Source organism: Paenibacillus solani, assembly GCF_050475945.1.
GTDB classification, from domain to species: Bacteria; Bacillota; Bacilli; order Paenibacillales; family Paenibacillaceae; genus Paenibacillus_AQ; species Paenibacillus_AQ solani_A.
Window position 1 is genome coordinate 288,969 of sequence record NZ_JBCMXJ010000016.1, and the last position, 14,551, is coordinate 303,519.

The window sequence follows — 14,551 nt, forward strand, 5'->3', positions numbered from 1 at the left end:
GGTTGAATTTTCACCACAAAAAAATCCCCAGCAGGGTCCACTCGGACCTTGCTGGGGATTTATACACTTACGATCAATGCGGGACAAAGACGAGCTGGAGTACAAACAGCACCGCAAATATATACATCAACGGATGAACTGCCTTCCAGTTACCCTTCACGATTTTCATGAGCGGGTAGGAAATAAAACCGAGTGCGATCCCTGTCGCAATACTGGACGTGAGCGGCATGGTCAAAATCACAAGAAACGCAGGGAACGCCTCATCGAAGTCATTCCATTGGATGTGCCGAACATTGCTCAGCATAAGGCATCCCACAACGATCAAGGAAGGTGCCGTGATAGCGGACAGTCCAGCAACCGCACCGATCAGTGGACTGAAGAAGGCAGCAACCACAAACAGCCCAGCAACGACAACCGAGGTCAAACCTGTACGGCCACCGGCACCGACACCAGCCGCGGATTCTACATATGCAGTAGTCGGGCTTGTCCCGACCATGGCTCCAGCCACCGTTGCAACTGAATCGGACAGCATGGCCCGCTCCGCGCGGGGCAGCTTGTTATCCTTCATCAGCCCTGCCTGCTCAGCTACACCAACGACCGTACCCGTCGTATCGAAGAGTGTTACCAGCAGGAACGAGAACACAACCGCATAGAGACTATGGCCGATCACATCGGATGCTGCTGTAATCGGATTCCATACCAGAATGCCTTCAGGCAGCGTCGGAACCGACATAACGCCGTTCGTAAAGGACAGCATGTCGGCAAAGTATGCGATAATTCCGGTAATGATCATGCCGATAAACAAGGCACCTTTCACATCACGGGATAGGAGGACGAGCGTTACTGCCAGACCCACTAATGCAAGCACAGCCGATGGCTGGTGAAGATCGCCGAGCGCTACCAGATTATCGGGATGTGCTGTAATGATGCCGCTCATCCGCAGACCGATAAAAGCAATAAACAGGCCAATACCTACGGTAATTGCATGCTTCAGGTTTGCCGGAATCATCTCGATCAGCCTTCGTCGCAGCGAAGTCATCGATAACACCAGAAACAGAATGCCCGCTATAAAGACAGCCGAAAAGGCTTCAATATACCCGAGCCCCTCATGGCCTTGTACAACAGAATAAGTGAAGTAGGCGTTCAAGCCCATCCCCGGCGCTACGGCGATCGGGTAGCGAGCTACGAGCCCCATCAGAAGCGTACCAATCACAGCGGCAATGATCGTGGCCGTGAAGCTCTGCTCAAAAGGCACGCCCGCTTGCGATAGAATCAGCGGATTCACGACAGTTACATAAGCCATCGTAAAAAATGTCGTGGTCCCGGCAACAACTTCAGTCTTGACCGAAGTACCGTTAGCTTTTAAATCAAACACGAATAATCCTCCAATCAAAATGCTTGGCTCTGCCTTAAATGCTAAACCTTTTGGTAAGTTGTGCAATATTTGATATACTCAAACACAAATAATTAGTAAACCTTCAATTGACCGTAATTGCCTGAACCAATACATCTTATGTAGCAAATGAACGATTCAACAATTGACATCAAAATTATATCAACACAGGAGGCGTAAACCATGTGCGGACGTTTTACACTCACGGTTACTTGGGAAGAGCTCATGACTAGGTTTCTTATCGATCCCGAGTCAGTCTCTCCGTTTCACATCCCTCGTTACAATATCGCACCTACTCAGATGATAACAGCGGTTATCCATGATGGGAGCGCGAACCGGATCGGGCAGCTGCAATGGGGGCTTGTCCCATCCTGGGCCAAGGATTCTTCCGCTGGATCCAAGATGATCAATGCGCGCAGTGAAACGCTGGAAGACAAGCCTGCCTTTAGGATACCCTTTTATCGAAAAAGATGCCTGATTCCTGCCGACGGTTTTTACGAATGGCAAAAAAACGGCACTAGCAAGCAGCCCTTTCGCATTGGGTTGATAAGTGGCGAAATATTCAGCATGGCAGGTCTGTACGACACCTGGATCACGCCAAGCGGCGAAAAGATCAGCACCTGTACCATTATTACCACGGAGCCCAATGCACTCATGGCGCCTATTCATAACCGGATGCCGGTTATTCTAAGACCCGCTGACGAAGCGCTCTGGCTTGAACGGCAGACCTCTGCAAGTAACCCGCAGAGCAGTTCTTCCCATCTACAATCCCTTAAGGGACTGCTGAAGCCTTACCCAGCTGAAAACATGCAGGCGGTGCCCGTTACCACAATCGTAAATTCCGTTAAAAATGACACAGAAGAATGCATCCGCTCCATTACAAGCAATAATTAAAGCTTTCATATTCATATCAAAAGCCCCTGCTCACAAGGAAAAACACTCCGGAGAGGGGCTTCTTCTATGCTTGTATCCATCTAGCTGTCATCCAATATTAACGGAACATTCCCCACAGCTTGATCAAATGAAAGGTATTGTTGGGATCAATACGCTGTGCCAGCACGAATTGAACCATCTGCTGCTCCTGGGTGGAGCTCAGCTTCTCATTCATTATGCCACTCGCCGTTCGGATCAACTGGTGCACTTTTGTGCTGTTTTGAAGATCCGCTTTGGTCAACCCCTGAGTCAGCCCCTTGATTCTATCCTTGATTGCCGGATTTTTCATTTTGAGCTTGATGCGCTCCACAAGCTGCGGACTAATTCCGTACTGCTGATAACCCAATTCTAAAGCACCTCCAGTCATAATGGCTCCTGCCTTTTTGAGTATATGACGAAGGTCTGTCCATTGTGCTAACCAATTACTTGCACGGCCTTAATCCATAATATCGCCCTGGAATATCTTCTCCTGCTGCAAATAATCACGCAGTGGTTGATATTCCGGCGATGTCCAGAAGGAACTGTCGCTGACTAGAGCTGCCGCATCGCCCCTGGCCTCTTCCACTACTTTGAAGTCGGCGACCATATCGGCAAGCCGAAACTCCGGCAGGCCGCTCTGCTTCGTGCCGAAGAAGTCGCCAGGTCCCCGCAGTTCTAAATCCCGCCGAGACACCTCAAAGCCATCCTCGGTATCCGTCATGACCTGCATCCGCTCCTGGCCTACCTCCGATTTCGGATCGGCTACGAGCACACAATAGGAAGCGTGCTCTCCCCGGCCTACCCGGCCTCGCAGCTGGTGCAGCTGTGAGAGACCAAAGCGGTCGGCATCCATGATGATCATCAGGGTTGCATTCGGCACGTCTACACCGACCTCAACAACCGTGGTGGATATCAGAAGCTGAACTTCATTGTTATAAAATTGCCGCATGACTTCATCCTTCTCGGCAGGCGTCATACGGCCGTGCAGGAGACCGACGGCATACTTGGGAAAAGCCTGCTGCATCTGGACATGCAGATCAATGGCATTCTGTACGTCTAATTTATCCGACTCTTCGATCAATGGAGCGATCAGATATGCCTGCCGGCCCTGATCCACTTCCCGCGATATAAACCCAAGCACACGGTCCATAAGCTCATGCTTAACCCAATAGGTCGTAATGGGAATGCGCCCTTTCGGACGCTCCGACAGCGTGGATACGTCCATATCACCGAAAGCGGTAATCGCCAGCGTCCGCGGGATGGGCGTCGCTGTCATCGTGAGCACGTCCGGGTTATAGCCTTTACGGCGGAGTACGCTCCGCTGATTCACACCGAAGCGGTGCTGTTCATCTGTCACGACAAGCCCCAGCTCCCTGAAGTACACATCATCCTGGATCAAGGCATGGGTGCCGACGACTACGTCCGTCAGTCCCATCTGCAAGGAAGCCAGCAGGTCTTTTCTCCTCTTTCCTGTTACACTCCCTGTCAAGAGCCCAACCGTAATGCCGAAGGGCTCAAAAAGCTTCTGCAAGGAACGCATATGCTGCTCGGCAAGAATTTCTGTCGGCACCATCAATGCACCCTGAAATCCCGACCGCACGGTTGTAAACAGAGCGATGGCGGCAACAATGGTTTTCCCCGAACCGACATCACCCTGGAGCAAACGATTCATGCAATAAGGAGAACGCATATCATGCAAGATCTCAAGCTCTACTTTCTTCTGCGCATCGGTTAACTCGAACGGAAAGCTGCGCACGAACTCACGGATCTTTGCATTATCCGCTGTATGGACAACGCCGTCCATCCGCCCCCGGTTCAGCGCTCGAAATGCCTGCATTTTCAGTTGGAACAAGAAAAGCTCCTCATATACCATTCGGCGCCGTCCTTCTTGGCCCTCTCTGGAATCGACAGGCTGGTGGATCGTCATGATTGCTGCCTTTCGCGGCATCAGGTCATACTTCCGTAAGAGGAATTGCGGAAGAATTTCGGGGATCATCTCCCCGAATTGTTCTAGTGCTTGTCCCATCGTTTTTCGAATCCAGGATTGCGTGATCTTTCCGCCGATGGAATACACCGGCTGCAGCGTTCCGCTGCGAAAGGATCCCTTATCCGGGAATTCAGATTCGGACACCGTAAGCTGCATTCTGCGCTGATCCCACTTGCCTGTCAGCACGATCTCCCGGCCAGCTGTAAGCTGGTCCTTTAGAAAATGCCGGTTAAACCAGGTTGCAGTGAACATCCAAGTTTCCGCCAGCATTTTGCAGGTTAAGCGGGATTTGCGCCCGTAACGCTGCAGCACAGGAACACTGGCAATCTTCGCTTGAATGGTGATTCTGTCCCCATCCTTGACTTCGCTTAAGGACCGAAGCCGGTAATCCTCATACCGGAAGGGGTAATACTCCAAAAGATCCTTGACCGTAGAGACGCCAAAGGCGTGAAGCTCCCCCTCTTTCAGGGCGCTCACGCCGTTGATCTGTCTGACGGATATTTGATCGAGTTTGAGACTCATATCATCTACCTCACTTATGCAGGCCATATATATGCTGCAATAGTTCCCGGTCCAACATGTGTACCGATAACCGGACCGATCTCGGAGTACACCGTCTCCTCGATCGTAAACACAGCGGACAGCTGCTGCAGAAAATCCTCAACCTGAGCAGGGTCGGCTGTATGACCCACAGCTACTTTAATTTTGTTCACACCGGACAAGTCCTGTCGAAACAGCTCTATCATTTTGGCTGTCGCTTTCTTGCGACCCCGGACCTTATCCACCGGAAAAATGATTCCTTCATCGTCAATGGACAGGATCGGCTTGATGTTTAACAGCGTGCCCAAAGCAGCTGAAGCCTTGCCGATCCGGCCGCCTTTTTGCAAATATTCCAGCGTATCAACCAGGAAGTACAAGCGACGCTTGGAACGCAGCTCCTCCAATGATGAGATAATATCGGAGGCAGCGGTTTCTTCTTGTGCCAGCTTGGCTGCATGGACAACGAACAGACCGAAACCGTAGGAAGCTGACTTGGAGTCCCATACGGTAATATCCGCTTCGCTTTCGATAAGAGAGGTGGCTAGCAGTGCGGACTGATATGTCCCGCTCATCCCTGATGAGATGTGAATGGACACAATGGAGCATCCCGGATGCTGCTGCAGGATGGACTCATACACAGCTACAAAATCTGCAGGTGAAGGCTGGGAGGTGGTCGGAAGCTGGGACGATTGTACCAGCTTCTTATAGAACTCTCCCGGAGTAATTTCGACTCCGTCCAAATACGTATCTTCCCCAAACATAAGTCTCAGCGGCACAATATGAATGTTGTGTTGCTTCACCAGGTCTGCCGGAATATCCGCTGTGCTGTCTGTCACAATAACGGTCTTATTCACCGGAACTCCTCCTAATAAACGTACCCTAGTTAATATGCAAGCATCATACTAATACTTTCACAGAACTTAGACCACCTATTTCGGAAGTCCACTCTATAATCTAGATCAAGCTTCCACGGAGAACAAATAGGAATAAATCGGCTGACCTCCATAGTGCACTTCAACTTCAGCATTAGGGTATTGCTCGCCAAGCCACTCCGTGAGGGCTTTGGTTGAGTCTTCAGTTGCATCCGCTCCGGTAAGCAGTGTCACGATTTCATCGCCGGACTCCAGCATTTTACCGAGCAGATCTTGTGAAGTCGTAATCAGATCCGCATTCGCTGCAACAATATTGGAGTTTCGAATGCCAATGAACTGACCAGCCTTGATCTCCAGATCATCAATTGTCGTATCGCGGACAGCGTAGGTCACCTGACCCGATTGTACACGCGTGATGGCATCCAGCATGTTGTCGGTATTCACATCCGTGCTCTCGTCTTCCTGGAACGCAAACGCTGCTGCGATTCCTTGTGGAATCGTCTTGCTCGGAATGACCATTACGCTGCGCTCACCCTCGAGCAGCTCTCTAGCTTGCTGCGCAGCCAGTACAATGTTGGAGTTATTCGGCAAAATGTATATCTGCTGGGCCGAGATTGAAGAGATCGCATTCACAAAATCCTCGGTGCTCGGATTCATCGTCTGACCTCCAGAAAGTACGACATCGACGCCTAAGCTTTTGAATATATCTGAGATGCCTTCGCCCGACGATACCGCAATAAAGCCGTATGCGGCGATTTCGTCTGCCGGAGGAACAGCAGGTGCTTCCGGTGTCACGGTCTCTGCCGGGATATCCGCAAACAACTCAGGCATTGGAGCGATATCCATCCCGGTTGTAAGCAGATCGCGGTGCTGCTCACGCATATTCAAGATATGAATTTGCGTAATCTCTCCATACAACAAAGCCAAATTCAACACCTCACCTGGAGCCTTGGAGTGAACATGCACCTTGATAGTCTCATCGTCCGAAATGACGATGATGGAATCACCATTTACTGCAAGCGCTTTCCGGAACTTATCTTCATCAAAATCCGTGCCGGCTCCTCCACCAAGCTGCCTGTTGATAAAGAATTCCATATCATATAAGAATTCGATGTCTTCCGTAGACAGTCTGGATTGAGCAGACGCCGGAGCTTGAACCGCTGAGAAGTCAGGTACGGTATGGGAGGCAGCGATTGTATTGCTAGGTTCGGCTTGTCCTTCCACAACCGGAATCGATCCGGATGGAGCATCTGTTCTTAATGCCTGCAAGAAACCTTCATAAATATATACCAATCCTTGACCACCGGAGTCTACTACACCAACCTGCTTGAGGACTGGAAGCATATCCGGTGTTTGGGACAGCGTCTCTTTCGCCTTGGCTAATACCTGTTCCATCAGCTCCACGATATCGTTGCTGCGTCGGGAATAATAGACAGCATGCTTGGCCGCTTCTTTGGCCACAGTAAGAATCGTACCCTCCACAGGCTTAACGACAGCTTTATAAGCAGCTTCCACGCCCGTCTGCAAGGCTGCGGCGAATTGATGGGAATTAAGTTCTGTATAAGGTGCCGCATATCGGCTAAAACCACGGAACAACTGGGATAGAATAACCCCGGAGTTCCCTCTGGCTCCCATCAGAAGTCCTTTGGACAGCACACCTGCGCTGTGCCCGATCGACTCCGTGAACTTATTCTTCAGTTCTGCCACTCCCGCAGTCATCGTCAAATTCATGTTAGTCCCCGTGTCGCCATCCGGCACCGGGAATACATTCAGGGAATTGACGTGTTCTGCATGCTGCTGCAGCTGCTCCGCTCCGGCTAGAACCATAGCGGTAAATTCTGTTCCATTCAAAGAACGCTTACTCAATGAGAATTCCCCTTCCTGGCTTGATACCCATAACACTTCTTGTCACACAAAAATTATATATTTATTTTCATAGCTAGTAGCTGACGAAATGCCCAAACGATAAACAATAGATTTGCCATGATGAAATGTTTCATGCATGATGATGGGCTATCCTCTCGTCTCCTGCGCTTTTCGGCTGTTCCCAAAAGCACATTGAGAGCCATGCCGACAAGCCCTCAATATATTTCTATGGAAATATTATGGACTAATCAACATTGTACTATAAGAAGAAAGAGAAATAAATGTTTTTAGGACAGTTGACGGAGCAATTTTTACTGTGATATTATATTTAAGTATTGTTTCATGCAGGGTTAGGAACAAGGAGGTGTAATGAATGGCTCGCAAATGTTATGTAACTGGCAAGAAACCAAGCACTGGAAACCACGTTTCCCACGCTAATAACCACAACAAACGTTCTTGGGGTGTCAACGTTCAGAAGGTTCGCATTTTGGTGGATGGCAAGCCAAAACGTGTATACGTAAGCACTCGCGCTTTGAAATCCGGTAAAGTGACTCGCGCATAATTATCACGTGTTATATGAAGAAAAACTTCTTAATCTCCAGCACCATTTATGGGCTATCCGGGACAAGGAAGTTTTTCTTGCGTTTAGATACATATTCTTCTCCTAAACAAAAAGCACCCTAAGCGGATTACAGGTGCTTTTTTATTTAGATATAAGAAAAATGAAAGGGCTGCACTTTTCGCTTTCTTATATCGCAAGAAAAACTTCCGGACGAGCACGGTCTATCTTCGATAAGTACGCCCTTAGACACTCTTCCAGTGATGTAAGAAAACCAGAGGCCAGGCATTCTTAAACCGCAAGAAAAACTTCCACGCAATGGATGTGGTATGTCCTCCATGCATCGATCGGATTGTTCTTGCCTCTTCCCCTAGAACCAGCAAGGCGGAGCGAGTCCCAGGCGGAGGTTTTGTTACGCCGGGACAAGCTGTCAGCTCTTGTGAAACGTATTTAGGATCGCCTTCACAAAACCTCCCAAAAATTTCGGCAGCTTGAACGTATAGAATTTCATGTCTCACCCTCCCCATCATTCTCATGCCTTTCTAGAATATGTTATGCACCAAGCCCTTAGATGTGAACACAGACAAAAAAGGCTACATGAGAACCCAGCTCATGTAACCATATTTATGCGGGAAATTCCCCGCCTATGCATCATCTCGTGCTTACGTTTTGGTCAAGATGTTACGCTGTCACGGATTTTGGCAATAGCGGTCGCCCGATCCGGCTTGCCGAATACGGCGCTTCCCGCAACCAGGACATCTGCGCCTGCTGCAGTCACAACAGGAGCTGTCTCAGCGGTAATGCCGCCATCTACTTCAATATGGATATGCGGATGATCCAGCTCCTTAATCCATTCACGCAGCTGTGAGATTTTGTGAACGGTCCGTTCGATGAAAGCCTGTCCGCCAAATCCTGGATTTACCGTCATGACGAGCACCAAATCCAAGTCAGGCAGCACTTCCTGCAGGACGTGGGCTGGTGTAGCCGGATTGATCGCGACGCCAGCTTTCATACCATGCTCTTTGATCAGATGGATGACGCGGTGAAGATGCGGGCAGGTCTCGGCATGAACGGTAATGTAGTCCGCTCCGGCCTTAGCGAAGTCCGCTATATACCGCTCTGGTTGTTCAATCATCAGGTGCACGTCAAGCGTCAGTTTCGTATGCGGTCTGATCGCCTGAACGATCGGTGGTCCAAGCGTAATATTCGGCACGAAGTGTCCGTCCATCACGTCCACATGAATCCAATCAGCTCCGGCAGCCTCCACTTCTCTTATCTCTTCTCCCAGCTTCGCAAAATCAGCCGACAATATGGATGGCGCAATTTTAATCATCATTCAATACCTCCGCTTCTTGTCTTTCATCTCGTTGTAAAACTCTACGTAATGCTCATACCGGCTTGGCAGTATGATTCCGTCATCTTTAGCTTGGATCACCCGGCAGCCCGGCTCCTGCAGATGGCTGCAGCCTCTGAATTTACATTCAGCAGCATACGGAGCAAACTCCCTGAAACAGGGTGACAACTCCTCGACACCCAGCTCCAGAAAATCCAACTGGCTAAAGCCCGGTGTATCCGCAACATATCCCCCATTATCCAGCTCCATCAACTCCACATGGCGTGTCGTATGACGACCGCGGCCAAGACGTAAGCTGATCTCACTGGTGTCAAGAGAAAGACCCGGCACTAGTGCGTTCAGCAGGGAAGACTTCCCGACCCCGGATTGACCGCAGAACACGCTGATTCGACCAGCCAACTGATCCTTCACCTGCTGGGTTCCGATCCCTTGCAGAGAGCTGGTGATGAGCACTTCGTAACCAATCTTCTCATATTGGGATTTCACCTGCTCAAGCAAATCATCTGAATCGTTTGCGAGATCCTGCTTCGTCAGACAGATCAAAGCGTCAAGACCGGCATGTTCAATATGTACAAGAAACTTGTCCAGCAGATGCAAACTTAAATCCGGCTCTTTGACCGAAAAGAGCAGCACCGCAAGATCGACATTGGCGACAGGGGGGCGTATTAATTGGGAAGACCGTGGAAGAATTTCATCCACGGTCCCCTCCCCATTCTCCGTCAATGTGTACATCACGCGATCCCCAACGAGAGGAGAGATGCCTTTTTTCTTAAATATGCCGCGGGCTCTGCATTGAACCGAAGGGTCCTCCCCGGATATAATGTTGCCGTCGTACAATGGTTTGACATAGTAATATCCGCTTAGCGCCTTCACGATCAGTCCCTCTAGCATAGAATAGGCCTCACCTTTCTTGTTTGAAATTTAGTGGTCTCAAGAATTTTTCTAATCGTTGGCTTTGTCCTTACCTTTGTCTTTGTCTTTGCCTTTGCCATGGCCGTTATCATTATTGCCATTTCCATTATTTCCGTGGTTCCAGTTGTAAGCAGAATCATCTTCCTCATTGGACTCCTCGTCCCCGTTCCCTTCGTCTGGATTGGTATCAACAGGCACATCAGGTTCAACAGGCGGCTGTTCAAACGTTGGCTGCGGCACGGTGCCGTTCTTGACATCAGTGTAACTCACGCTGTACGTGTCCACCTGACGGCCGTCACGGAATATCATGACTGTTGCATGCTTCTCTGGAGCAAGCGTCAGCTTGACCGGCACCATTTCGGAAGTCGTTATAGTTTTGTTCACAGCTTCCTGGTTATCTCCCACTGCATCGGAGAAGACCACCCGAATCTTGCTCTCCTGCCCTTCCACGCTTGGCGATACAGGCACGCTGTAGTTATATTCAAGAGCATCAGCAGGATAACCAGAGCTAACGAATAAGGTAATCACGGCATTAGGTTCTACAGCCACGTTAGGATCATGAGGCCATTGTTCCATGACTTCGCCTTTCTTCACTTCGAAGCTGGACTTCTCCTTTATTGGTCCAACCTTAAGGCCGACAGATTCAATCAGGGCAACTGCCTTGTCTTTGTCCATGCCGATCAAGCTCGGCATATTAATTGTTTCCTTACCTTTGCTGACCGTAACCCGAATTTCTACCTGGTCAGGATCAATCTCGGTTTTCGCAGTAGGACTCTGATCAAAGATCTTTCCTGCAGGCACATTATCATTGTTCTGGGTTGACGGCTTTATCGCTTCTTTCTTGACACCAATCGATACCAGAAGTTCAACTGCCTGTTCAAATGTCTTATCACTCAAATCAGGCATTTCTTCAAGCGGCTTCACGTCCCCAACCGACAACTGAATCGGATATCCCTTCTTCAGCATGGAATCGGGCTCCTTGTTCTGCGCGTACACAACACCCGGCTCCACTTCGGGTTTGTATTTCCGAATGACTTCCTCATCCACTGTCAAACCTTCGGCTTCAAGCTTACGAATCGCTTCCTCTTCTGTCATACCAACGACTTGAGGAACCTTAACCTCCGGAACCTCCAGCATCTTATTGACATACATGACGACACCGGCCATGATGCCCAGAAACACGAGCACTGAGACGATGATGATTGTCGGCTTGACCCATTTTTTCTTCGGTTTACCGGTGTGCTTTTCCACAAGCTCCTCCTCTTCCGAATCATCATCCTGGTCCATATGATGCTGACTGCTGCGCTGCATCGTTTTGAGTGCCGGCATGACCAAGGTGGAATCGGCGTCATCCTCAAACTCCATCTTCGGTTCATTGAGTCGCATCGGAAGCAGGCAGGTCTCCAGATCATCCATCATCTCTTCCGCAGATTGATAACGCTCCTCCGGATTTTTGCGCATGGACTTCAAAATGATGTTCTCCACACTTTGAGGAATGAGCGGATTCACTTCCCTAGGCTCGTCAAATTCCTCCTGGAGATGCTTCAGTGCAACACTAATTGGGCTCTCGCCCAAAAATGGAAGACGGGCTGTAAGCATTTGATATAGCACAATACCAAGTGAATATAAATCCGATTTTTCGCCCGTGACGACGCCTTTGGCGTGTTCCGGCGAGAAATAATGCACAGAGCCCACAACGGAGCCTGTCTGCGTGATCGTTGTCGACGTGACCGCTCTGGCAATGCCGAAGTCGGTTACTTTGACCCTGCCATTACGGCCAATCAGAATGTTATGCGGTTTAATGTCCCGATGAATAATTTGGTTATGATGGGCGTGTCCCAGCGCATCGCAGATCTGGGTTGCAATCCGAACGGCTTCCTCAACTTGCAGCGGTGCCCGTTCTTTAATAATTTCATTCAAGTTCTGGCCTTCAATATATTCCATGACAATATAGTGCACATCTTCCTCTTGGCCTACATCATAGATGCTGACCACATTGGGATGTGATAACGAAGCCGCTGATTGCGCCTCACGCCTGAAACGGCGAATAAATTCCTCGTCGTGTACAAATTGCTGACGCAGCACTTTGATTGCTACATTCCGGTTCAGCAAAATATCCTGAGCCTTGTAGACAAGCGCCATGCCGCCCCCGCCGATGCGTTCAATTATTTTATACCGACCAGCCAATTCATGTCCGATCATGAATCCCACCCCTTTATACGTTGCCCGACAACCTCTTCTTGATGTTCAAACATGGCGACCGTGATGTTGTCCTCACCGCCAGCGAGAAGTGCCAGTTGAAGCAGGCGATCCGCTCTATCTTCCAGAGGAAGGTCAAGTGAACCGGATATCTGTCCGATCAGCTCACGGCTGACCCGATTGCTCAGCCCGTCGCTGCATAGCAGCAAGACTTCGCCTTCACCGATCGTAACCGGTGTAAGCTCAACCGTCACATCCACATCTGTACCAAGCGCCCGGCTCAAAACATTTTTCCGGGGATGGGTCTCCAGTTGATCTTCTGTAATCTGGCCACTCTTAAAAAGCTCATTAACCAATGTGTGATCATCTGTGAGACGAATCACTTGTCCAGGAACGACTTTGTAAGCCCTGCTGTCCCCGATATGTCCGATATAGCCTTCGGAACCTCGCAGCAGCACGGCAACAATCGTCGTGCCCATATTGTGAAGTCGCTCATCAGCCGAGGCTTCCTGGTAAATAACCGCATTGGCATGCAAAATAGCATCTCCAAGCGCAGCCCGAATGCTGTCCATCGACATGTCCTGCTCCAAAGAGGACAAATCCTCAGCAACGGTATCTACCGCAAGCCTGCTGGCAGTATCACCTGCAAGGTGACCTCCCATGCCGTCGGCAACCACACCTAAGGTATAGCCATGCTCAAGTGTGTTAACATATACGGAATCTTCATTAACAGGACGAACACGTCCCACATGGCTTACATGAACCGTCTTGATCAAAATCTTCTCACCTCAACTCCATATGCTTGGCCCGAAGCTGTCCGCAAGCAGCAGCGATATCATGGCCTTGTTCACGACGGATGGTCACATTGACCCCCTTGTCTGCCAACGCACGTTGAAATTTGAAAATATCGTTACGCGATGTGCGAACATATTTCCGCTCCGGAACATGGTTAACCGGAATCAGATTGACGAAGCAGTTCATATCCTTGATGACGTCTGCAAGCTCCTCAGCATGCTCAACCTGATCATTCATTCCGCCAATCAACGCGTATTCAAATGTAATACGTCGTCCAGTCTTAGCCTGATAATAGCGAAGCGACTCGATCACGTCATCAAACGGGAAGCGGCGGTTAACCGGCATTAGCTTGGAGCGCAGCTTATCGTTCGGTGCATGAATCGAGATTGCCAGATTAATCTGAGTGTCTTCTTCCGTGAATTTATAGATATTGGGCACAATACCGCTCGTCGAAACGGTAATATGACGCTGGCCGATGTTTAATCCTTTTTCATGGATCATCGTGCGCAGAAACTTCATCGTTGCCTCATAGTTCTCAAACGGTTCGCCTGAGCCCATGATTACGATGCTGCTGACACGCTCGCCTGTTTTATCGAGGATTTTCTGCGCCTGCACCACTTGGGCAACAATTTCGCCGGAGGTCAGGTTTCGCTTTAATCCACCCAGAGTGGACGCACAGAAAGTACATCCGATGCGGCAGCCCACCTGTGTCGTAACGCAGATGCTGTTCCCATAGTTGTGCTTCATAATAACGGTTTCGATCGCATGGTCATCGTGCAGACCGAACAGGAACTTAACGGTTCCATCCTTGGATTCCAGCTTGGTTATTTCCGTCAAGGTTACAAAACTGAACTCCTGCTCCAGCTTGGCCCGAAGGTCCTTGGAGAGGTTCGTCATTTCGGCAAAATCGTTCACCCGCTTCACATACAGCCAGTCATAGATCTGAGTTCCGCGAAATGCCGGCTCACCCTTTTCCTGGGCCCATGCTTGAAGCTCTTCCAGTGAATAATCGTATATAAAAGGTTTCATTCTCACCACACCTGTCTATTGTAAAGGATGTTCAAGAAGCATTCTTCTGAACGCTCCCTATATCAATCATATGCATCTCTTTTTTCATTCTTCCTATTCTAACATAAATAAAAGAGACGGTAAAAGAGGAAAA

The 14,551-nt window shown here is 49.5% G+C and carries 13 protein-coding genes; 2 read left to right on the top strand and 11 right to left on the bottom strand.

The genetic code is table 11. The features are described from left to right. Window positions 1-73: 73 nt before the first annotated feature. Window positions 74-1,375, bottom strand: coding sequence for an NCS2 family permease (locus tag ABEQ74_RS19985; RefSeq protein WP_430123897.1), 1,302 nt, complete (start codon window positions 1,373-1,375; stop codon window positions 74-76). A gap of 201 nt (window positions 1,376-1,576) precedes the next feature. Here ABEQ74_RS19985 and ABEQ74_RS19990 point away from each other — a divergent pair, with 201 nt between their 5' ends. After that, window positions 1,577-2,287, top strand: a complete 711-nt coding sequence (locus ABEQ74_RS19990; protein ID WP_430123898.1) for an SOS response-associated peptidase — start codon at window positions 1,577-1,579, stop codon at window positions 2,285-2,287. A 97-nt stretch (window positions 2,288-2,384) separates the two neighbouring features. On the opposite strand, the gene ABEQ74_RS19995 is transcribed toward ABEQ74_RS19990, so the two are convergent. The 4 genes from ABEQ74_RS19995 to ABEQ74_RS20010 all read right to left on the bottom strand — a co-directional run bounded on the left by ABEQ74_RS19995 (window position 2,385) and on the right by ABEQ74_RS20010 (window position 7,570). Further along, window positions 2,385-2,672: a stage VI sporulation protein F gene (locus ABEQ74_RS19995; protein WP_053488952.1), complete on the bottom strand. Its 288-nt coding sequence runs from the start codon at window positions 2,670-2,672 to the stop codon at window positions 2,385-2,387. Between the two features lie 90 nt (window positions 2,673-2,762). After that, window positions 2,763-4,814, bottom strand: coding sequence for an ATP-dependent DNA helicase RecG (gene recG, locus ABEQ74_RS20000; RefSeq protein ID WP_430123899.1), 2,052 nt, complete (start codon window positions 4,812-4,814; stop codon window positions 2,763-2,765). A 14-nt stretch (window positions 4,815-4,828) separates the two neighbouring features. Continuing rightward, window positions 4,829-5,686, bottom strand: coding sequence for a DegV family protein (locus ABEQ74_RS20005; protein ID WP_430123900.1), 858 nt, complete (start codon window positions 5,684-5,686; stop codon window positions 4,829-4,831). A 105-nt stretch (window positions 5,687-5,791) separates the two neighbouring features. Continuing rightward, a complete protein-coding gene (locus tag ABEQ74_RS20010) occupies window positions 5,792-7,570 on the bottom strand; it encodes a DAK2 domain-containing protein (RefSeq protein ID WP_430123901.1) in 1,779 nt (592 codons plus the stop codon). Window positions 7,571-7,943: 373 nt separating this feature from the next. On the opposite strand from ABEQ74_RS20010, the gene rpmB reads away from it, so the two are divergent. Beyond that, window positions 7,944-8,132, top strand: coding sequence for a 50S ribosomal protein L28 (rpmB, locus tag ABEQ74_RS20015; RefSeq protein ID WP_054401532.1), 189 nt, complete (start codon window positions 7,944-7,946; stop codon window positions 8,130-8,132). Window positions 8,133-8,559: 427 nt separating this feature from the next. Here rpmB and spoVM read toward each other — a convergent pair whose 3' ends face one another. From spoVM to rlmN, 6 genes are all read right to left on the bottom strand, one after another. Then, window positions 8,560-8,640: a stage V sporulation protein SpoVM gene (gene spoVM / locus ABEQ74_RS20020; RefSeq protein WP_034273235.1), complete on the bottom strand. Its 81-nt coding sequence runs from the start codon at window positions 8,638-8,640 to the stop codon at window positions 8,560-8,562. 162 nt (window positions 8,641-8,802) lie between these two features. Continuing rightward, window positions 8,803-9,462, bottom strand: a complete 660-nt coding sequence (gene rpe / locus ABEQ74_RS20025) for a ribulose-phosphate 3-epimerase (RefSeq protein WP_430124245.1) — start codon at window positions 9,460-9,462, stop codon at window positions 8,803-8,805. 3 nt (window positions 9,463-9,465) lie between these two features. Then, on the bottom strand, window positions 9,466-10,374 hold the full coding sequence (gene rsgA / locus ABEQ74_RS20030; RefSeq protein WP_430123902.1) for a ribosome small subunit-dependent GTPase A: 909 nt from the start codon (window positions 10,372-10,374) through the stop codon (window positions 9,466-9,468). A 51-nt stretch (window positions 10,375-10,425) separates the two neighbouring features. Further along, a complete protein-coding gene (gene pknB, locus ABEQ74_RS20035) occupies window positions 10,426-12,597 on the bottom strand; it encodes a Stk1 family PASTA domain-containing Ser/Thr kinase (protein ID WP_430123904.1) in 2,172 nt (723 codons plus the stop codon). Beyond that, window positions 12,594-13,370, bottom strand: a complete 777-nt coding sequence (locus tag ABEQ74_RS20040; protein WP_430123905.1) for a Stp1/IreP family PP2C-type Ser/Thr phosphatase — start codon at window positions 13,368-13,370, stop codon at window positions 12,594-12,596. The genes pknB and ABEQ74_RS20040 overlap by 4 nt, the downstream gene beginning before the upstream one ends. 7 nt (window positions 13,371-13,377) lie before the next feature. Further along, entirely contained in the window at window positions 13,378-14,418 is a 1,041-nt protein-coding gene (rlmN, locus tag ABEQ74_RS20045; protein WP_053488962.1) for a 23S rRNA (adenine(2503)-C(2))-methyltransferase RlmN, read from the bottom strand. Window positions 14,419-14,551 lie beyond the last annotated feature (133 nt).

Excerpts from the sequence above, each read along its gene's own strand:
- rsgA (WP_430123902.1), bottom strand. The coding sequence starts at position 10,374 with ATGCTAGAGGGACTGATCGTGAAGGCGCTAAGCGGATATTACTATGTC.
- recG (WP_430123899.1), bottom strand. The coding sequence starts at position 4,814 with ATGAGTCTCAAACTCGATCAAATATCCGTCAGACAGATCAACGGCGTG.
- spoVM (WP_034273235.1), bottom strand. The coding sequence starts at position 8,640 with ATGAAATTCTATACGTTCAAGCTGCCGAAATTTTTGGGAGGTTTTGTG.
- pknB (WP_430123904.1), bottom strand. The coding sequence starts at position 12,597 with ATGATCGGACATGAATTGGCTGGTCGGTATAAAATAATTGAACGCATC.
- rlmN (WP_053488962.1), bottom strand. The coding sequence starts at position 14,418 with ATGAAACCTTTTATATACGATTATTCACTGGAAGAGCTTCAAGCATGG.
- ABEQ74_RS19990 (WP_430123898.1), top strand. The coding sequence starts at position 1,577 with ATGTGCGGACGTTTTACACTCACGGTTACTTGGGAAGAGCTCATGACT.
- rpe (WP_430124245.1), bottom strand. The coding sequence starts at position 9,462 with ATGATTAAAATTGCGCCATCCATATTGTCGGCTGATTTTGCGAAGCTG.
- rpmB (WP_054401532.1), top strand. The coding sequence starts at position 7,944 with ATGGCTCGCAAATGTTATGTAACTGGCAAGAAACCAAGCACTGGAAAC.